At 59.8% G+C, this 19,965-nt stretch carries 17 protein-coding genes; 11 read left to right on the top strand and 6 right to left on the bottom strand.

The window, feature by feature from the left end; all coding sequences use genetic code 11:
• Positions 1-194 precede the first annotated feature (194 nt).
• Positions 195-1,073: an ATP-dependent sacrificial sulfur transferase LarE gene (locus tag DXA43_RS08650; RefSeq protein ID WP_117806863.1), complete on the bottom strand. Its 879-nt coding sequence runs from the start codon at positions 1,071-1,073 to the stop codon at positions 195-197.
• A gap of 167 nt (positions 1,074-1,240) precedes the next feature.
• Here DXA43_RS08650 and DXA43_RS08645 point away from each other — a divergent pair, with 167 nt between their 5' ends.
• Positions 1,241-1,891, top strand: coding sequence for an HAD family phosphatase (locus DXA43_RS08645; RefSeq protein ID WP_158564969.1), 651 nt, complete (start codon positions 1,241-1,243; stop codon positions 1,889-1,891).
• Positions 1,892-2,092: 201 nt separating this feature from the next.
• Here the strand turns inward: DXA43_RS08645 and DXA43_RS08640 are convergent, their stop codons facing one another.
• Together DXA43_RS08640 and DXA43_RS08635 are read right to left on the bottom strand one after the other, a co-directional pair.
• Positions 2,093-3,298: an ATP-binding protein gene (locus DXA43_RS08640; RefSeq protein ID WP_117806861.1), complete on the bottom strand. Its 1,206-nt coding sequence runs from the start codon at positions 3,296-3,298 to the stop codon at positions 2,093-2,095.
• A 213-nt stretch (positions 3,299-3,511) separates the two neighbouring features.
• Positions 3,512-4,645 (bottom strand): LacI family DNA-binding transcriptional regulator, encoded by a 1,134-nt coding sequence (locus DXA43_RS08635; protein WP_117806860.1) that lies wholly within the window; start codon positions 4,643-4,645, stop codon positions 3,512-3,514.
• A gap of 312 nt (positions 4,646-4,957) precedes the next feature.
• Between DXA43_RS08635 and glmS the strand changes: the two genes are divergently transcribed.
• Positions 4,958-6,805 (top strand): glutamine--fructose-6-phosphate transaminase (isomerizing), encoded by a 1,848-nt coding sequence (gene glmS / locus DXA43_RS08630; RefSeq protein WP_117582939.1) that lies wholly within the window; start codon positions 4,958-4,960, stop codon positions 6,803-6,805.
• A gap of 287 nt (positions 6,806-7,092) precedes the next feature.
• On the opposite strand, the gene DXA43_RS08625 is transcribed toward glmS, so the two are convergent.
• Positions 7,093-7,794: a GntR family transcriptional regulator gene (locus tag DXA43_RS08625; RefSeq protein ID WP_050766156.1), complete on the bottom strand. Its 702-nt coding sequence runs from the start codon at positions 7,792-7,794 to the stop codon at positions 7,093-7,095.
• Positions 7,795-7,987: 193 nt separating this feature from the next.
• Between DXA43_RS08625 and DXA43_RS08620 the strand changes: the two genes are divergently transcribed.
• The 3 genes from DXA43_RS08620 to DXA43_RS08610 all read left to right on the top strand — a co-directional run bounded on the left by DXA43_RS08620 (position 7,988) and on the right by DXA43_RS08610 (position 11,166).
• Positions 7,988-9,022, top strand: a complete 1,035-nt coding sequence (locus tag DXA43_RS08620) for a YeiH family protein (RefSeq protein ID WP_117806859.1) — start codon at positions 7,988-7,990, stop codon at positions 9,020-9,022.
• Positions 9,023-9,288: 266 nt separating this feature from the next.
• Positions 9,289-10,506, top strand: coding sequence for a helix-turn-helix domain-containing protein (locus tag DXA43_RS08615; protein WP_117806858.1), 1,218 nt, complete (start codon positions 9,289-9,291; stop codon positions 10,504-10,506).
• A gap of 84 nt (positions 10,507-10,590) precedes the next feature.
• A complete protein-coding gene (locus DXA43_RS08610) occupies positions 10,591-11,166 on the top strand; it encodes a hypothetical protein (protein ID WP_147344744.1) in 576 nt (191 codons plus the stop codon).
• 41 nt (positions 11,167-11,207) lie between these two features.
• Here the strand turns inward: DXA43_RS08610 and DXA43_RS08605 are convergent, their stop codons facing one another.
• Entirely contained in the window at positions 11,208-11,729 is a 522-nt protein-coding gene (locus tag DXA43_RS08605; protein ID WP_117806856.1) for a nitroreductase, read from the bottom strand.
• Positions 11,730-12,023: 294 nt separating this feature from the next.
• Here DXA43_RS08605 and DXA43_RS08600 point away from each other — a divergent pair, with 294 nt between their 5' ends.
• From DXA43_RS08600 to DXA43_RS08585, 4 genes are all read left to right on the top strand, one after another.
• On the top strand, positions 12,024-12,314 hold the full coding sequence (locus tag DXA43_RS08600; RefSeq protein WP_055251737.1) for a hypothetical protein: 291 nt from the start codon (positions 12,024-12,026) through the stop codon (positions 12,312-12,314).
• Between the two features lie 181 nt (positions 12,315-12,495).
• Complete coding sequence (locus DXA43_RS08595; RefSeq protein ID WP_117806855.1) at positions 12,496-12,996, top strand: MarR family winged helix-turn-helix transcriptional regulator; 501 nt, start codon at positions 12,496-12,498, stop codon at positions 12,994-12,996.
• Positions 12,996-14,720 carry an ABC transporter ATP-binding protein gene (locus tag DXA43_RS08590; RefSeq protein WP_117806854.1) on the top strand — a complete coding sequence of 575 codons (1,725 nt, stop codon included), beginning with the start codon at positions 12,996-12,998 and terminating at the stop codon, positions 14,718-14,720. Before DXA43_RS08595 ends, DXA43_RS08590 begins: the two co-directional genes overlap by 1 nt.
• 1 nt (position 14,721) lies before the next feature.
• Positions 14,722-16,737: an ABC transporter ATP-binding protein gene (locus tag DXA43_RS08585; RefSeq protein WP_117806853.1), complete on the top strand. Its 2,016-nt coding sequence runs from the start codon at positions 14,722-14,724 to the stop codon at positions 16,735-16,737.
• Between the two features lie 112 nt (positions 16,738-16,849).
• On the opposite strand, the gene cysE is transcribed toward DXA43_RS08585, so the two are convergent.
• The gene (gene cysE / locus DXA43_RS08580; protein WP_117806852.1) at positions 16,850-17,554 is read right to left on the bottom strand and encodes a serine O-acetyltransferase; all 705 of its coding nucleotides are present in this window, start codon (positions 17,552-17,554) and stop codon (positions 16,850-16,852) included.
• A 224-nt stretch (positions 17,555-17,778) separates the two neighbouring features.
• Between cysE and DXA43_RS08575 the strand changes: the two genes are divergently transcribed.
• The gene (locus tag DXA43_RS08575) at positions 17,779-18,426 is read left to right on the top strand and encodes a DedA family protein (RefSeq protein WP_117582947.1); all 648 of its coding nucleotides are present in this window, start codon (positions 17,779-17,781) and stop codon (positions 18,424-18,426) included.
• Positions 18,427-18,714: 288 nt separating this feature from the next.
• Positions 18,715-19,767, top strand: coding sequence for a branched-chain amino acid aminotransferase (locus DXA43_RS08570; protein WP_117806851.1), 1,053 nt, complete (start codon positions 18,715-18,717; stop codon positions 19,765-19,767).
• Positions 19,768-19,965: the final 198 nt, after the last annotated feature.

Below are 19,965 nucleotides of genomic sequence, written 5' to 3'. Positions count from 1 at the left end.
CTTTCGGAAGGTCGGCAACTATTAATGTGGTTCAGGTTGAGCATACGCGAGCGAGCAGGTTCCGGGTGCGGCAAGGTGACGTGAAACAAGCGTGCGCTGATCTTTTGGTTGCGCCCGTGCAGTTGAACGTCAGATTGCCGCGTCCGGAACCTGCGTAGCGCCGAGCGGTTACGCCGTTTGTAAAACGGCGTAACTTAAAGATTCATGTTGCCGTGGATGTAGGGGGTGACCTCGGGGAAGATATGGCCGCAGCCCAGCTCGCGCAGCGCGGACGCGATGGCGGCGGGCAGCGGGGTTTTGCCTTTGTCGTCGACGGCGGCACCGCCGAGGGCGGCAATCTTGGCAACGTCTGTCGGCGCGGCCTCGATATGCATGCAGCCGCCGACGAGGCGTGCGCGGACCTGGTCTAGGCCAAGGTCGTGCAGGTAGTCCTCACAGGTGCGGATTACATCGACCTTCTCGCGCGTGAGCTCCTCGCCCGTGGGGACACGCGTGGCCAGGCAGGCTCCTGCCGGCAGGTTCCAAACGGGATAGCCCCAGGCGCGCAGCAGCTCGCGCTCTTCGTCCTTGGTAAAGCCGACCTCCATGAGGGGCGAGCGCACGCCGAGCTCCTGGGCGGCGCGCATGCCGGGGCGGTAGTCGCCGCGGTCGCTTGCGTTGCTGCCGTCGATGACGGTGGGAAAGCCCAGCGACTTGGCGTGGTTGACGATGGCGGTAAAGCCGGCGCGCTTGCAGTGGTAGCAGCGGTCGGCATCGTTGCAGGCTACTTGGGGGAGCCGCAGCTGATCGACCGAAAGATTGAGCACGGGGAGCTTGAAATGCGGCCCCTCATCGGCCTGCCCGTCAACCGCCTGCTCAAACGAAGCCTGCTCGGGCGTGCCGATGAGCGGCGTGGTGAGGTGAACGAGAAGCGTGCTGGCGGGCATGATGCGGGCGCAGACCGCGGCCAGAAAGCTGCTGTCGACGCCGCCGGAAAAGCCGATGGCGACGCGTCCGTATGCCAAAAGCAGCTGCTCGAGCGCTGCGAGTTTGTCCTGAAGCCCCTCTGCAGGTGCGGTGGTGTCTGAAAGCATGAATCGATCCTTGCCGTTGAGTACTCGGTCGAAAACTATAATCCTACCGAGCCGCTTGTCATAAGACTTCTATCTATGTAACGAAAGTGCAATATGCTATATACGTTATATACAAGTTTGTAAAGTGCGGTAGAGTGGCAGTAATGCAATCCGGTGAGGGGACCGATATGATCAAGGCTGTTATTTTTGACATGGACGGAACGCTGGTCGATACCGAGCGTTTGGGCATCAAGGCATGGAAAGCGGGCGCTGCCGAGCTGGGGGTCGCGATTGATGATGCCCTGATCCATCAGTTTATCGGCCGCACGCTGCCCGACGTCATGGACATCCTTGATAAGCGTTATGGCAGCCACGAAACTACCGAGGCGGTCTATGCCCGCCACAAGGAGATTCGCGACGAGATGGTCAAGACCGAACTGGAGCTTAAGGCCGGCGCCGCCGAGTGCATAGACGAGCTGCTGGCTGCGGGCTATCACGTGGGCCTGGCGACGTCGTCGCGCCTCGTTACGGCCGAGCGCAACCTTAAGATGGTTGGTCTTTTTGACAAGTTTGAAACGGTGACCTGCGGCGAGGACGTCGTGCACGGCAAGCCCGACCCCGAGATGTATCTGCTTGCCTGCGAGCGCGCGGGCTTTGCTCCCGAGGAGTGCGCCGTGGTCGAGGATTCTCGCAACGGCTGCGTCTCGGGCATTACGGCCGGCTGCCATGTCTTTGCCGTCCCCGATATCGTGCCGCTGCCGCAGGACGTGGTGGATGGCTGCGAGGCCGTGCTCGATACGTTGTTCGACCTGGCGGTGGCAGTCAAGGCCGTGCGCTAGCGTTTGCACGCGAGTCGCCATGTCCCGCGCCCGAGCTCGCAGGACGGTGGCGGCAACGGCGCCTGCGTGGAGGCGCTGACGCAGTCAGCCCCTCTTATCACGCCAAGATTGCTGTTTTGGCCGATAAGAGGGGCATTGTGCTTTAAGCGACTGGGGCTGCGGCCTTGGTAAAGAGCTGGCGGAGGGTTATGACGTTACAGGTTACTCCAGGAGCCAGTCGATCACGTTGCGCTTGCGGACTCCTTCGTAGTTCGCGTCCGCAAACAGCGTGTCGAGCGTAAGAAGCGTCTTGGGGTAGTTGTCTCGGACTTTCTTAAAGGGGGCCAACTCTCGATTGAGGGTAGTTTCGTCGAGCGTTGTGGCTGAAACCTGAAAATAGGCTGTCTCGTCTGAGTTTAGGGCAACAAAATCAATTTCCCCGCCGTCGATATCGCCCACGTAGACGTCGTATCCACGGCGTAGGAGCTCGAGATAAACAACATTTTCGAGGATATGACCGATATCGCTGCTTTGGGTTTTGACGAGAGCGCCTCTAAGTCCAAGGTCAACGGCGTAGTATTTGCCGTTTGTTGAAAGAAGCTGCCGACCGCGCACGTTATAGCGCGGAGCAAAGTACAACACAAGGCTGTCTGTTAAGCCTTTGAGGTACTTGGCTACGGTTTTCTGGTCGGTTTTGTTGCCGTTGGACGAGAGCGTGTCGGAGATTTTTTTAATCGAGATCCGGTTTCCAATGCTATGGAGTAGGAACTTGGTGATATCGCGCAGGGTCGGGACGTCCGAGACCTTCAGGCGTTCGATAACGTCGCGTATGACGATGGTATCGTAGAGGCTCATAAGATAATCGCGCGCCTGGGGTCCCTGAATACCCGTCTCGGCGATAAAGGGAAAAGAGCCCCGGGTGATGTACTCGTCAAACAACTGCGCGGGAGCCTTTCCGTCATTGGTTTTTGCCGAGCAAAACTCTTTAAAGGATAGGGGCAGCATCTTGAGCTCTACGTAGCGGCCGGAGAGCAAAGTTGCCAGCTCGCTCGAGAGCAGATAAGCGTTGGAACCGGTTATGTAGAGGTCGACATTGTCCTTGATAAAAAGACTGTCGATGGCTTTTTCGAAATGCTCGACGTTCTGTATCTCGTCCAGAAAAACGTAGTTCATCTTATCGGGGACGAGTCTGGCGGAAATGTAGTCGTAGAGTGCTCTATACGACGTAAGCGACTCGAACTCCAGGTCTTCAAAGTTGAGGGATATAACCTGGTCGCCTGTGATTCCATGATCGCGCAGGTAGCTACGGTAGATTTCGAATAGCTTTGATTTACCGGACCTTCGCACGCCCGAAACGACCTTGATGACATGCGAGTCTTTCCACGAAATGAGCCAGTCGAGGTACTGTTTGCGATCAATCAGATTCATGAAACCCCTTTCTTGGCGAGAAAAAACTGGAGCAAAATCAATACTTATAGGAAATATCTAAAAATATGGAATTGAATCTATTTTAACAAAATAGTTAATGAAAAATGGATTACATTCCATAAATATCCGTAGCCGCAGGTCCGGCTAAACGGGGAGGGAACATGGGGCCAGCAAAACGCCGCAGCGGGACTGTTCCCGTTGCGGCGTTTTTTGTTACAGGTAGGCGCCCAGGTTGATGTCGGTTATTGGGGCCGCGGGGGCTGCGGCCGCGTCGGGGGAGATGCTGCGGGTGCTCACGCGCTCGAGCAAGAAGGGGCGTACGATTTCTTGGCGGTTGATGTCCTCGATGGCCGTGACCGCGGTGACGGTGCGCACGGCAGAGCCGACGCGGACGCGTTTGGTCTTGGCGGCGGGCTTGTTCTCGATTTGCTCCATGAGCAATTGAACGCCCTTGCGGCCAATCTCGTAGCCTGGGGGTGCCACCGTAGTGAGCGGGACCGATCCGCTCCAAGCGAGCGGGTTGCCATCGCAGCCGGCCACGCGGACCTGCTCGGGGACGGAGATGCCTTTGTCAATTAGCGCTGAGATAACGCCCGAGGCCAATACGTCGGTAAGGCCGATGACAAAATCGGGGCGTTCGTCCGCGGGGCGCTCGGCGATTTGGGCACCGATGCCGTAGCCGTCGGCAGCGGTATTCCATTCGCCGGCGTCGATGACCTCAATTTTGATATCAGGATGCAGGGCGAGGGCCTTGTGGATACCAAGCACGCGCAGAGTGAGCTGCATGAATGCCGCTCTGCCCACGACGGTGATATGACGTGCGCCGCGGGCGATGGCGAGTTCGGCAATGATGCGACCCTGTGCCTCGTTGTCGGCGGCCACGTAATAGCCGGGCTCGGAACAGTGGATGTCCAGGTGGACGATCGGCACGGGCATCTTGGTCATAGCGGGGTGCCAGTCGGGAGACGCCATGGGCTGAACCATGACGCCGGACATCTGAGTGCCCATAAAATAGCGCAGGTAATGGTCCTCGAGAATGTCGTCGTTGTCGGCGTTGGCGATGAGCAAGTCATAGCCGTGCTTGCGTGCCTCGTTGTGGGCACCGCTGGCAATCTGGAGCGAAAAGCCGTGATCGAGACGGGGGAGGACCAGGCCAAAGGACTTGGTGGTGCCGCCGGCCAGCTGGCGAGCGCTTTGGTTGGGCAGGTAGCCCAAGCGATTGATGGTCTCGTTGATGAGTTTGAGGGTCTCGGGGCGCAGCTTTTCGGGATGGTTGAGCGCGTTGGAAACCGTGCCCAACGAAACCCCGGCCTCGCGCGCGACGTCGCTGATTTTTACCTTTGCCATAGCGGCCCCTTTGATGCGTTTCAAGTACAAGCCAGATTGTAGCATCCCAAACCTACCAAAAAGGAACAGGTTTATTTTGGCAGGTTTTATCTGGGGAAACGCCGTTGCCAGCGCGACCACCACGAAGGGGACAGACACCTTTGTGGTGGTTTGGACCGGCTGGACGTGTGTGCATCGGGTGGTATCTAAGTTGAGATACCACTTCTGGTATATCAGCTTGCGCTTGCGTGAGTACAATACTCGAACGTTATACGTCTCAGCGCCCCCTGTGCGTGGACGTCTTGCAGTCACGCGAACGAAGGGATTTATCCTATGTGCGGAATTGTCGGCTACACCGGCTCTGATATTGCAAAGAACATACTGGTCACAGGCCTTAAGCGCATGGAGTATCGCGGCTATGACTCCTCGGGCGTTGCGCTCGAGGTGGGCGAGGGCGCCGCGGCACACCTCGACGTCATCCGCCGCGTGGGCAAGGTTGCGGGCCTGGAGAGCGAGCTTTCCAACATCGACAGCGACGCTACCTGCGGTATCGGCCACACCCGTTGGGCCACCCACGGCAAGCCCTCCGTCGTTAACGCCCATCCCCACACCAGCTGCGACGGTCGTATCGCCATCGTCCACAACGGCATCATCGAGAACTTCGCCGAGCTGCGCGAAGAGCTGGAGGGCCGCGGCCACCACTTTAAGAGCGAGACCGATACCGAGGTCTTCGCGCATCTGATCGAAGAGGCTTATGCCGAGACGCACGACCTGATGGCCTCCGTGCGCGAGGCTTGCACCCACGTGGTCGGTGCCTATGGTCTGGCCGCCGTGTGCGCTGACGAGCCCGGCGTGATCGCCGTGGCGCGCAAGGACTCCCCGATTGTGGTCGGCGTGGGCGAGACCGGCTCCTACGTTGCCTCCGACGTGATCGCGCTTATCGATGCCACTCGCGATGTCGTGGTGCTCGAGGACGGTCAGTTTGCCAAGCTCACGCCCGCGGGCGTCGAGTACACTGACGAGGCCGGCAACGTCATCGAGCCCAAGGTCACCCACATCGACTGGGACCTGGACATGGCAGAAAAGGGCGGTTATCCCGACTTTATGCTCAAGGAAATCCACGAGCAGCCGCGCGTCGTGCGCGATACGCTGGTGGGCCGTATGACCCCCGCCGGCGAGCTCGATATCGACGAGCTGGGCCTGTCCCTCGAGGAACTCAACGACATCGACCGCGTCTACGTGATCGCTTGCGGCACTAGCTATCACGCTGGCCTCATCGCCAAGAACCTTATTGAGGGCTGGGCTCGCATCCCCACCGAGGTTGAGGCGGCCAGCGAGTTCCGCTATCGCAATCCCATCATCACGCCGACGACGCTTGTCGTTGCCGTGTCCCAGTCGGGCGAGACGGCCGATACCCTTGCCGCCATTCGCGACGCGCGCATCAAGGGCGCCAAGGTCTTTGGCATCACCAACGTGGTGGGCAGCCCCGTGGCGCGTGAGAGCGACGGCGTCATCTACACCAAGGCCAACAAGGAGATCGCGGTCGCCTCGACCAAGAGCTTCATCGGCCAGGTCGTGAGCCTTACGCTGCTGGCTTTGCTGTTGGCGCAGGTTAAGTACCGTCTGACCACCAAACAGGCGCGCATGCTGTTCCGCGAGCTTTCCGATACGGCCGAGCAGATCCAGTGGATTTTGGATACCCAGACCGAGGCCGTTCATGAGGCCGCCCTGCTGTGCAAGGACGCGCAGTCGGCGCTGTTCGTGGGCCGTGGCATGGGTGCCGCTATTTCCTACGAGGGCGCGCTCAAGCTCAAGGAGGTCAGCTACCTGCATGCCGAGGCCTACGCCGCCGGCGAGATGAAGCACGGCCCCATTGCCCTGATCGACCCGGGCTTCCCTGTCATCGCTGTGGCCACCAAGAGTGCCACCTACGACAAGACCGTGTCGAACCTCATGGAGTGCAAGGCGCGCGGCGCCAAGGTTATCGTCGTTGCCACCGAGGGTGACGAGGAAATCAACAAGATTGCCGACTGCATCATTCGTGTGCCGGCCGTCCGCGACGTGTTCAGCCCCATCACGGCGAGCGTTCCCCTGCAGCTGCTCGCCCGCGAGGTCGCCATCCTGCGCGGCTGCGACGTTGACCAGCCCCGCAACCTGGCGAAAAGCGTCACGGTCGAATAATTGTTGTTCCGGCGTTTTACCAAACGCCGGAACTGCTCGACGCTGCGCGAGCCGCATTCACGCCAATCTGACGTTCAATTTCGAGGGCGCGACCAGAAGGTCAGCGCCCTCTCATTTCACGTCACCTTGGCGCAAATGCGGCTCGCTCGCTGTTGGTGACTGACATCAGGTGCTCCGTTGTCGAAACGCGCTAACAAGAAGGGCCCGGCTCCGCTGTGGCGGAGTCGGGCCTTGTTGCGTTTGCCCAGATAAAACCTGCCAAAATAAACTTGTCCCTTTTTGGTAGGTTAGCGGAGCTTGCTGGTCTCGAAGTACTCGGGGAACTGGTCCAGAACCTCGGTTTGGTTGCGGAACATCATGTGCAGGTGCTTGCTGACCAAAAAGCTCGCTTCGATGGGGTCGCGACCAGCGATAGCGCGGCGAATCTGCTTGTGCTCGTTCACGATGTCCTGATTGTCGAGAACCTGCGTGGCGGCGCGCAGCCAGCGGAAGCGCTCCAGGTCGGCATTGGTCTCCTCGAGCCACGACCATACGGTGCTGCGACATGCGATGCTAAAAATCATGTGATGCATGAGGTTGTCGCTCAAAAAGAAACCGATGCGATCCTCTTCGGCCATGGCCTTTTCCTGCAGCACGATGGCGCGGTCGAGCTGCTCGATGCCGGCCGACGTGGCTCGCGCACAGCACTCCACAATCACCTGCTTTTCCAGATGTTCGCGGATGTAACAGGCACTCTCGGCAAGGGTGAGGTTGATGGGTGAGACGTAGGTGCCACTCTGGGGCACGGTGCGCACCAGGCCTTCCTGCGCCAAGCGAACCAAAGCCTCGCGCACGGGCGTGCGACCCATATCCAGGTCGTCGCAAAGTTGCTTGACGCCCAGCTTTTCGCCCGGCTTGTAGTCCAGGTAGACGATTTTGCGTCGAATGGTGTGGTAGGACTGGTCCTGTAGGCTCGTTTCCTGCTCGCCGACGTGCATCGATTCTTCCATAGCGCCTCGCAACTGTTCTATCAAACTCATATGTCAGTTGTTAATTATGCCGCGAATCAGCTTTCCGCGGTGGGTAATTCGGCTGTTGCCCAAGAACTATTGCGGCATCTTAGTCTTTGTTTACGCAAGGCTGCGCTCAATGTTGCCGTATCATAAGCCGTCGCAAACGTGAAAGAGAAAGAAGGAATCCCATATGCAACTGGCGAATATCGTACGCGAGCGCTGGAAGGGTGTCTTGTTCTGCCTGATCATCGCTATCCCCGCGACGTTGCTCGGCAAACAAATTGAGGTGGTCGGCGGGCCGGTATTTGCCATCCTCTTTGGCATGGTCCTGGCGCTCATCTTTCCCAAGAATCGCCGCGAACAGCTCGCCGCCGGTGTCACCTATACGTCTAAAAAAGTCTTGCAGTACGCGGTTATCCTGCTTGGCTTTGGCATGAACCTCTCCCAGATTCTGTCCAAGGGCGCCCAGTCGCTACCGATTATCGTGGCGACAATCTCGACCTCGCTTGTCATCGCCTTTGTGCTCTGCCGCGTTATGAACGTGCCGAGCAAGATCGCGACGCTTGTGGGCGTGGGCTCGTCGATTTGCGGCGGTTCTGCCATCGCCGCGACCGCGCCCGTCATCGATGCCGACGATCGCGAGATTGCCCAGGCTATTTCGGTCATCTTCCTGTTTAACGTTATCGCGGCGCTCGTGTTTCCGACGCTCGGTGGTATGCTCGGGCTGACCAACGAGGGCTTTGGCCTGTTTGCCGGCACCGCCATCAACGACACCTCGTCCGTAACGGCTGCGGCGAGCGCCTGGGACAGCATGCATCCCGGCGCCAATGTGCTCGAGAGCGCTACGGTGGTCAAGCTCACCAGGACGCTGGCCATTATTCCCATCACGTTGGTCCTCGCATGTTGGCAGATGCATCTGGCGCGCAAGGCCGGCGGCGACGCCAAAAGCACGTTCTCGCTTAAACGCGCGTTTCCCATGTTTGTGCTGTTCTTTGTGCTGGCGAGTGTAATCACCACGGTGCTTCAGCTTCCCGTGTCCATCACGGCGCCCATCAAGGAGCTGTCGAAGTTCTTTATCGTGATGGCCATGGCGGCTATTGGCTTTAATACCGATATCGTCGAGCTGGTCAAAAAGGGCGGCAAGCCCATCGCGCTGGGTTTTTGCTGCTGGATTGGCATTGCGTGCATGAGTTTGGGAATGCAGCACGTGCTGGGAATCTGGTAGAGAAGTAGCTTATTCGTGTGCTGGTTGCTGGTGAGCGCAAGCCTGCGGTGGAGCGATAGGAGCTCTTGCGGGTATGGCTTGTCCGCAGGTTTATAAGTCCCGAAGAGCTCTTATCGCCCCGCCAGGATGGCGATGCGGGGCAACACCTATACTCGCAGGACAGCGCTTTCTGCCCTATAGTGTTTGGTGAGCAATATCGTTCAATTTTGAAACACTCGGTCGTGCGACTGTCGGCGGTTGCACGTCGCAACGGACAGGGGCAAATCATGGATAGCGATGCCAAGCTAAACATCTTGACCGAGGCCCTGGCTGCTGCCGGGGCCTCGGCATTGGCAATCGATGCGCGTGGGGACGTCGTGATCTCGACCATGAATGACGCGGCGCTTGAGCGGGATGTGGCGACTTTTGTCGCTGAGCGCCTCGACCGTATAGGAGACGGCGCGCGTCTGGTTATGGGGCGTGCGGGTACGCGCCTGAGCCTGACCGTTCGCCCCACCGACAAAGAGGGCGGGGGCCTTTGGGTCGTCGTGGTCCGCGAGGTGCGCGGCGCCGCGGCACATGCGGGCATCGAGTGGCTCAACGCCGACGAAGTTGAGGCCCGCTACGAATCGAGCGCGTACGGCATCGTTGAGGGGGCGGCCTCGGTAGCTGCGCCGGTCGCCGAGAGCTACGCGCGCGGCGTGCCCCTTATGCTCGAGGGCGAGCTGGGAGCGGGTCAGGTCGAGATCGCCAAGCGCCTCTATCTGGACGGTCCTTTTGCCGATCAACCCTTTGTTGCCGTTGCGCTCGATGAGCTTACCGATCGCGGTTGGCGCCACGTGCTCAAAAGCGCCGAATCGCCGTTGTTCCAAACGGGGCTGACACTTTGCATTGCGGGCTGGAATGCGGTTGGCCCCCAGCGCCTTCGCGAGCTCGTTTCCACGATGGCCGACACCGCGTTGGCGACGCGCTGCCATGTGGTGCTGACGGCGAATGACATGCCGGGCGGCAGCGAAAGTGATCAAGCCGCCTTTGTGACCGAGCGCTTCGCCTGTGCGGTGAGCGTGGCGCCGGCAATCGTCGAGCAGGGAGCCGCGTCGACGAAGGTTGCGCGCTATTTGGAATATCTCGCTGGTGCATTTGGGACGGCAGCGCCCACGCTGTCTGCCGCGGCGACGAAGGCGCTCGATGCTTACCGCTGGCCGCGCAATTATCTGCAGCTCCGCGAGGTCTCGGAACGACTGTATATATTGGTGGGGGCGGGCACGGTGGATTGCGCTGTGGCGGAGGAAGTGCTAGCCCAAGAGGACGTGATTAAGACCGCAACCTTTGGCGCCCCGACACTCGAAAGCGACCTGTATATCCTGCGACCGCTGACCGATACCGAGCGAGATATCGCGCATCTGGTTGTAGATCATCTCCATGGCAACCGAACCCGTGCGGCGGAGGTGCTGGGCATAAGCCGAACAACGCTGTGGCGCTTGCTGAAGGACGATGACCGTTGAGCGAGGCGCCCGTGACCGCGCGCGACGCGTGTGCTACAGTCCAAAGCGTTATTGTTTCGATTTGGTTACGGCGTGCGGGGGCGTATGGCTGAGACTACAAAACCGAGCCGCAGAAGGCGGAGCGCCGCGCCGGTCAACCGACGCACGACATCGGTAACGTGGGGCAAACACGCCTCGGGGTTTGATGGTTCGTTCAAGCGCACTAAATACGGCTATCCTTCGGCAAGCGCCCGCTTGGCCATGCAGGCAGAGTCCTCGTTGTGGGGCCGCAAGTGCGTGGTGGGCTCAAAGCTCAAGCACGACGGAACGCTCGGCTACATCAGCCGCGGGGCGGCTCGTCGCAGCGGACTCAATCCGGCTGGTTGGCATCGTTATGTTCCGATCACGGTCGTCGTTGCAGTGATCGTCATCGCACTCGCTGCGCTTGGCTACGCCGGCGGCGGTGCCAACTTGGACGCGATGTTTAAATCGCCCGAGCTCGCGCATGCAGGCACAGAAATTGTCGAGGGCGCTCGGACCCAGACGGGCGTCGCGCCCCAGCGCGGTATCGTTGCGGCGGCCTCTACCATCGCCGACGCTCAAAAGGACGAGGACGAACAGGGCGACGGCGCCGAAACGACTCAAACGAACGAAACGACGACAACTCCACCGGCAAGATAAGTTGCGAGCGGGTCCGCCGTTCGTTAGAACGGCGGAACTAATTACTTTACATACACCACGTTGTCGCGGCGGGGTTTGGGCTCGGGTAGCGTGTCTTCGGCATAGCCCAGAATGCAGTGACCGACACCGCGCAGGCTGCCGTCGGCGGGCAGGCCCCAGCTGGCCAGCAGCTCCAGGCCCTCGGGCGAGTCAAAGACCTCATGCGCGCGGTGAATCCAGCACGAATCGACACCCAGTGCATAGGCGGCGTTGAGCAAGTTGCCCATGGCGAGCGAGCCGTCTTCCAGATGTGTGGGCACGCTGCGGTCGACCAGCACCACCACAACGGTCTTGGCGCCATAGAAGGGGTCGCTGTTGCTGCCCATGATCTGGGCGTTGAGCTGTGAGAGACGCTCGACGGTCGCGGGGTCGGTGACGGCGACAAACGTCACCGGTTGGCGGCCCATGCCGCTCGGTGCATATTGGCCGGCTTCGATAATACGTGCAAGCTTTTCGGCCTCGACGGGACGATCGCTGTATTTGCGGCAGCTGCGGCGATGGATGAGTGCTTCGATAGTCTCCATGGTGTCTCCTTGCGGTGGCGTTGCAGATGCCCCGTTCATACCCGTCGGGCTCAAACGATAGACGGTCAATTGCCCGGCCAAAAGGATAGATTCCAATTGGGAAAGTAGGTTTGCATAAAAGTACCTTCAGAATGTGACAAACAAATGGGATGGTTAAACGTTTTATCCCGTCTACCCTGCGGTTTTTTACCACTTGCCTAAATGACGAACGCATAACCTCTGATAAAGGTTTTACTAAAGGAGTACCAACGTTTATCAATGCGCCGTGGTGGCGCCGGGCCAGGAGGTAACATCATGTTCCAGGCTGGAGATGTCGTCGAGACCGACTTCGAAGGATTTCTGAAGCTGCTGCGTTCCAAGACGCGCGCTTTTGTGACGATTGACGATCACGAGTACTACATCACGCACACCGATGGCTATTGGCGTGTTCAGGATTGCGAGGCCCTCAACGACAAGGGCCACTTTACTGACTGCTCCGAGCTGGTCAACACGGTCTGCGAGGTCGTCGAGCTGCCGTGGATTGCCGGCAAGAGCCTGCATGACAGCTTCTCGGGCGCTACGGTCTATGAGGCCGTCGCCGCTTAACGGGCAATAAAACCCGATTTTCACGTGACCGCTGGCGCTGCCCCCGCGCCGGCGGTCTTTTTCTGCCGATAGGCCATAAAAGTGCAAGCATTTGCGGAGAGCCTGTTGACGATAGTCAAAACTCGGACTAATCTAGAGATACAAAATTGGTCAAAAATCGGACAATCGAATGGTGGGATAGATGAATAGTGCGGTTACGCTGGTCGACTTCGACCGGTTGCTCAATGGACTCGACCATATCTATTCGGAGTTCTCGCGCGCCTGCGGTCTTTCGGACTGCGCTTACTGGATGCTCGTCGATACCAGCACGGCGGGCGGCAGTATTGCCGTAAGCCGCCTGACGAGCGAATGGTTCTACAGCAAGCAGACCATCAACTCGGCCATTAAAACCTTGACGGCGCGGGACTTTGCAACGTTGGAGTTTGCCGAAGGCAGCCGTAAGAACAAGGTTGTGCGTTTGACCGAAGCGGGCATGCGGTTTGCCGAGCGTTATGCGCTGCCGGCACTCAAGGCCGAGCAGCGAGCCTTTGGCGCGCTTGAGCCGTGTGAGCAACGCGAAATCATGCGCCTAATCGGAAAATTTTCCCATGCGCTCGGCGATGAGTGCGATGCCTTTAAGCAGCATATCGCTGTCGAGAGCCAGGCCGAGAATCAAGGTGAGGGGGAGTCGTGCGACTCTTAATGAGGTTTATGAAGCCGTATCGCAGGCTTGTCGCGGTGACGTTGTTGGTGCTGCTAATCGACAACGTTGGCACACTGCTGGTACCCACGATGTTGGCGAACATGGTCAACACCGGTATCACCACGGGCGATGTCGACTACATTTTGCGCAACGGTCTCTACATGCTTATCGCGACCGGCATGGCCAGCGGCGGCGCGGTGTTGGGCTGCTATCTTTCGGCGCGCCTGGCCGCCAACGTGGCCTGCGATATCCGCAATGCCGTCTACGACAAGTCGCTCGAGCTGTCTGCCAGTGACTTTGAGCGCTTTGGCACGGGTTCGATGATCACGCGCTCGCTCAACGACATCAACGTGATTCAGCAGGCGATTCTGCAGACCATTCAGCTGGTGCTGCCGGTGCCGTTCCTGGCGGTGGCAGGCATCATCTTCGCCTGGCTCATCGATCCGGCCATGGGCATGCTTCTGGGCGTCGTGGTTGCGATCGTGCTGGTTGCGGCGGTCTTTACGGTTGCCAACGCGGCTCCGATTTTTATGCGCTTGCAGAGCTTTATCGACCGCATGAACGTGGTGCTGCGCGAAAACATCGTGGGCGTGCGCGTCATCCGTGCGTTTAACAAGGAGCGTCGTGAGGAACAGCGCCTGGACGAGGTGTTTAGCGACTACGCCGCCAACGCCATCAAAGTCAACCATCTGTTTGTGGGCCTCGACAGCTCCACCTTCTTTCTGATGAATATCGCCGAGGTGGCGGTACTGTGGGTGGGCGGCAACCGCGTGGGCGCCCACGCCATGCAGATCGCGAGCATCTCGGCGGTGCTGGAGTATGCGCTTCTGATCCTGTTCTTTGTGATGATGGCCCAGATGGTGGTGCTGACGCTTCCGCGTGCCGCCGCATGTCTGAACCGCGCACAGCAGGTGCTGGAGATTAAGCCGAGCATCGTCGATGGCCAGCGTACGCTCGATGCGGCCGCGTCCGACTCAAAGGACGGGGCCGATGCAGTCGCCGTGTTCGATCACATGTCGTTTCGCTTTGACGATGCCGACGAGGACACCCTGTGCGACCTGAACTTTGCCTGTCGTCGCGGGCAGACCACCGCGATCGTGGGCTCGACCGGTTCGGGTAAGTCGACGGTGGCAAAGCTCTTGCTGCGTTTTCACGATGCCACGAAGGGCGCCATTCGCCTGGACGGTGTTGACCTGCGCGACCTTTCGCAAGACGAGATTCGCGGGCGCATTGCCTATGTGCCGCAGAAGGCGTGGCTGTTCTCGGGCACCGTGGCAAGCAATCTGCGCTTTGGCAACGAGGACGCGACCGAGGCGGACATGCTTCATGCGCTGCAGGTTGCCCAGAGCACCTTTGTGCTCGATCAACCGCAGGGGCTCGATACCCCGGTTGCCCAGGGCGGTACGAACTTCTCGGGTGGTCAGCGCCAGCGCCTGGCCATTGCTCGCGCGCTCATGAAGCGCGCCGACCTGTATATCTTCGACGACAGTTTTTCGGCCCTGGACTTTAAGACCGATGCGGCCCTGCGCCATGCGCTGCAGGACGAGACGCGCGACGCCGCGGTGCTCATCATCGCGCAGCGCATCTCGACGATTCTGCACGCCGACCAGATTGTCGTGCTCAAGGATGGCGAGGTCGTGGGCTTGGGCACGCATGGCGAGCTTATGGAAACCTGTGAGGTATACCGCGCCATCGCGGAATCGCAAATGAAGGGAGGTGAGTAGCATGACCGGGGAGCTCAAGAAGCACAGCGACACTATCGATGCCGCCGCTGCGGACGCTGCCGAGGAAGCGGTCGAGCAGGCTGCCGCGCCGACCGAGCTGGATGACGCCGCCAAGGCCGCGGCCGAGCGTGAGGCTCGCCGCCAAGCGCTGTACGAGGAAAACGAGCGTGCCGAGGACGAGCGTGCCCGCGCGGAAGCAGAGCGCATGCGCGATGTGGACGACGAGGATGAGGACGAGAAACCCCGCGATACCTGGGCGACGGTGCGCCGCTTGTGGGGCGAGGCCGCCGGCGACCATTGGCGCTTCTACATCGTGTTTGCGAGCATCGTGTTCTACGTCATCTTTAACACCGCCGCGCCGGCATATAGCGCCCATGTTATCGACGAGCTGTGGGGCCATATACAGGTGGCGTTTGCCAGCGGAACCACCTTCAGCATCACCTGGGACCAATGCGGCAAGACCATCTTTGTCTACTTCTTGATCTGGACGGCTGCCGGGTCGTTCTATGCGTTGCAGAGCTTTTTGATGTCGAGTGTGGCCGAGCGACTCAACCTGCGTCTGCGCAACCGCATCGCGCAAAAGCTCAGCCGCCTGCCGCTCGCCTACTTTGACGCACATCGCCCCGGTGAGGTGGTCAGCCGCGCGACCAACGACTTGGACAAGATGTCCGAGAGTATGCAGCGCGGATTGCTGCAGCTGCTGGTATCGATCGGTACCGTGACGGGTGCCATCATCATGATGTTCGTCTATAGCGTTGGGCTCACGTTGATCTTTTTGGGTTTTACGGCGGTATCGCTGCTGGTGACCAAGGTGGTTTCGCGCCGTACGCATGATGTGACGGGCGAGCGTCAGGAATGGGTGTCCAAAATCACGAGCGCGGTCGAGGAGGGCTATTCGGGCCGTTTGGTGATTCGCGCATTCAACCGTGAGCACCAGAGCTCTGCCGAGGTGCACGAGGCCTCGGGCGAGCTGGCCCGCGTGAGCACCAAGGCCGACTTTATGATCAACGCCGTCGGACCCGCGGTTCGCTTTATTGGTCGCCTGGCGCAGATCGCGATCGCGCTGGTGGGCTGCAGCATGCTGGTCGCCGGCCACATGACCGTCGGCGTGTTCCAGGCGTTCTTCCAGTTTATCTACGAGGCGTCCGAACCCATGACGCAGCTGTCGTTCACTTTCAACTCGCTGCAGAGCGCGCTGGCGAGTGCGGAGCGTGTGTTCGACCTGCTCGACGAGCCCGAGATGGAGGCCGATCCGCTGCCGGACGAGGCCGCCAAGCTGCCGGGTCGCGTTGAGGGCCGCGTCGCTTTTGAGCATGTGCGCTTTGGCTACACGCCCGAAAAGCCGCTCATGCGCGACGTGTCGTTTACCGCCGAACCGGGTCAGAAGATTGCGGTGGTGGGAACCACGGGTGCGGGTAAGACCACGCTCATCAACCTGCTCATGCGCTTCTACGAGATTGACGGCGGCCGCATTACGCTCGACGGTGTGGATACGCGCCTCATGAACCGCGGTGAGCTACGTCAGCAGTTTGGCATGGTGCTGCAGGAAGCCTGGCTGTTCGACGGCACGATTGCCGAAAACATCGCCTACGGCTGCCCCGAGGCAACGCGCGACGAGATCGTGGCTGCCGCCCGCGCCGCGCAGGTCGACTTCTTTGTGCGCACCATGCCGCAGGGCTACGACACGCGCGTGGCCAATGATGCCGAGAGCATCAGCCAGGGCCAGCGTCAGCTGCTGACCATTGCGCGCGTGCTGCTCAACAACCCGGCGATTCTCATTCTGGATGAGGCGACCTCAAGCGTGGATACGCGCACCGAGCTTGCCATCGGCCGTGCCATGGACGCGCTCATGCATGGGCGCACAAGCTTTGTGATCGCGCATCGCCTGTCGACGATCGTGGACGCCGACCTGATCTTGGTCATGGATCACGGCAACATTATCGAGCAAGGCACGCATAAGGAACTGCTGGCTGCCGAGGGCGCCTACGCCGACCTCTATCTGAGTCAGTTCGCCTAAGGTGACAAAGGGACAGTTCCGCATGTCACATTGGAAACAAGGCGCGCCGGGGATTGATTCCCTGGCGCGCCTTTTGCGTCGGTGTCGATGTTGTTTTGTGCCGCTCGCGTTCCTAGTGCTCGTCCACGAGCTTGGCGACGAGGGCCTTGAGCTCGGCCACCTCTCGCTCGAGTTCCTTGACGCGGCGGGCATTCTCGGTGATGCCCTGGCGGTTGAGGGCACTCTGCTCGGCGGCATCGTCGGGCATGTATTCGCGGTGCTGCTTGGCGTCGAAGCTTTCCTCGAATACGCGGCAGCCGTTGCGCTTGATGACGCGGCCCGGCACGCCCACGACGGTGCAGTTGTCGGGTACGTCCTTGACGACGACCGAGTTGCCGCCGATCTTGACGTTGTTGCCGATGCGAATGTTGCCGAGCACCTTGGCGCCTGCTCCCACGGTGACGTTATTGCCCAGGGTGGGGTGGCGCTTACCGGTCTCGTTGCCGGTACCGCCGAGCGTGACGCCCTGGTAGAGCACGCAGTTGTCGCCCACAATGGTGGTCTCGCCGATGACGACGCCCATGGCATGGTCGATAAAGAAGTGCTTGCCGATCTGCGCGGCGGGATGAATCTCGACGCCGGTGATATGACGGGTGAGCTGCGAGAGCACGCGGGCGAGCGAGCGATGTCCATGTTCCCACAGCCAGTGCTCGGGCACGTGGTTCCACTTGGCGTGCAGGCCGGGGTAAGAAAGGAAGATGACTAGGCCGTTTTGCGCGGCGGGGTCCTGTGCCTGGACGGTCTTGATGTCCTCGCGAATGGTATTGATAAAGCTCACCGGCCGCCCTCCCTTAGCGCCGCGACAATGCAATTCAATAAAGTATAGCGATTCGCTAGGGATTAGGAAGAGCAATCTTGCTCGGCTTTGCGCGACAGGTGTCAATTATGCAAACTTGCTGGTAATGAAGTCACGCTTTTGTAAGGTCGTGTGCGTTGCCGCGTCACAACCGTATACTGGTCAACTTGGACGTGTCCGCGCCCACAACTGAGAGGTTTTACTTCATGGGTTTCATCAATTTTATCGCCGAGCTGCTTAAGGATCCGCGCACCGCGATCGCCAGCTGGATCGCCGCCGGCCCGCTTATGGCCTATGGCTGCGTGTTCCTGATCATCTTTATCGAGACGGGCGTGGTGTTCTTCCCGTTCCTTCCCGGCGATTCGCTGCTGTTTGCCTCGGGTTTCTTTGCCCACAACGGCGGCTTTAACATCGTGGCTCTGCTGGCCGTCGCATGGACGGCTGCCATCTTGGGCGATCAGTGCAACTTTATGATCGGTCATTTCTTTGGCCAAAAGATCATCGCCTCGGGCAAGGTGAAGGCCATGACGCCCGAGCGCATCAAAAAGTCCGAGGACTTCCTGGACAAATGGGGCCACCTGGCCATCTTCCTGGGTCGCTTCTTCCCGTTTATCCGCACCTTTGTGCCCTTCATCGCCGGCATGGGCGGCATGCATTGGCGCAACTTTGTCATCTTTAACGTGTTGGGCGGCATTACCTGGTCGACGGTCTTCACTCTGCTGGGCTACTTCTTTGGCGGCATCCCCTTTGTGCAGGAGCACTTTGAGCTGCTGATTATCGGCATCGTCGCCGTGTCGATCATCCCGACCGTGGTCGGTCTGGTTAAGGCTAAGCTGGGCAAAAAGAACGCTTAGCTCGAGCCAGCGCGCAAACCGTGCAGTTGAGGCCCGTCACCGCTTACGGTGGCGGGCCTTTTTGCTTCGGTCAAATGAAAATACTTTAGTTAGTTAAAGAAAAACGTTTTATCCAACGCATGTGGGGAGTACAATCTCGTGCATGCGAATCGACGTGCCATCGGCTTTGATGCTGTCCGCGTGTCCCGTCCGGCTCTACGCTCCGGGCGTGCGACGTTGCGACGCGGTCGGCCCCGGTCCTTGCGTGCGGGTTCGCGAGTATGCAACTGTGTATGTAAGGAGCGACATATGACTGTCGAGAAGAAGGATATCGATTGGGGTAGCCTCGGCTTTGGCTACATGAAGACCGATTACAGCTACGAGGCCCATTGGAAGGACGGCGAGTGGGACGAGGGTGGCCTGACCACCGACCACACCCTGCATGTCTCCGAGTGCGGTGGCATCTTCCATTACTGCCAGGAGGTCTTTGAGGGCCTGAAGGCCTACACCGCCGAGGACGGCAGCATCGTCTGTTTCCGTCCCGACATGAACGCCGAGCGCATGTATAACTCTGCCCAGCGCCTCGAGATGCCCCCGTTCCCCAAGGACAAGTTCGTTGAGGCCGTCAAGCAGGTCGTTTCTGCCAACGCCGCCTGGGTTCCGCCCTTCGGTTCCGGCGCGACCCTGTACGTGCGTCCGTTTATGATCGGCTCCGGTGACGTGATCGGCGTGGCTCCCGCTCCTGAGTACACGTTCCGCATTCTCGTGACCCCGGTCGGTCCGTACTTTAAGGGTGGCCTTAAGCCCGTCAAGCTGCGCGTTTCCGAGTACGACCGCGCCGCACCGCACGGCACCGGCAACATCAAGGCCGGCCTCAACTACGCCATGTCCCTCAAGCCCACGATGGAGGCCCATCGCGAGGGCTATGCCGAGAACCTGTATCTCGACTCCGAGTCCCGCACCTATGTCGAGGAGACCGGTGGCGCTAACGTCCTGTTCGTGAAGGAGGATGGCACCCTTGTCGTTCCGCAGTCGCACACCGACTCCATCCTGCCCTCCATCACCCGCCGTTCGCTCGTTCAGGTCGCCAAGGACCTGGGCATTACCGTCGACCAGCGTCCCGTCGAGTGGGCCGAGGTCAAGGCCGGCACCTTTGTTGAGTGCGGCCTGTGCGGCACCGCTGCCGTCATCTCCCCGGTGGGCGAGATCGACAACAAGGTCTACGGTGCCGATGAGACCGTGACCTTCCCGGCTGGCTACACCGAGATCGGCCCTGTGATGAAGAAGCTCCGCGAGACTCTGACTGGTATCCAGTCTGGTGCTGTTGAGGATAAGCACGACTGGGTTTACACCGTCGCGTAAGCTGCCATAGCTGTTCGGCCCGAGGGCAACCTTCCTTTCCGGCGCGTCCTCGGACATGAAAGAACCTCCGCTGCGCACTTCGTGCGGCGGAGGTTCTTTCGTCCTGCGGAGTGCGCCGGAAAGGAAGGTTGCCCTCGGGCCTGCGTTACCTCGGCGCTGCCGTTACGGGCAATATAGATCTGAATTAAAGATGGCGCG

Origin of the sequence: Collinsella sp. OF02-10, assembly GCF_003463445.1 — a bacterium.
GTDB lineage: Bacteria > Actinomycetota > Coriobacteriia > Coriobacteriales > Coriobacteriaceae > Collinsella.
This window is presented reverse-complemented; position numbering and strand designations above follow the sequence as displayed.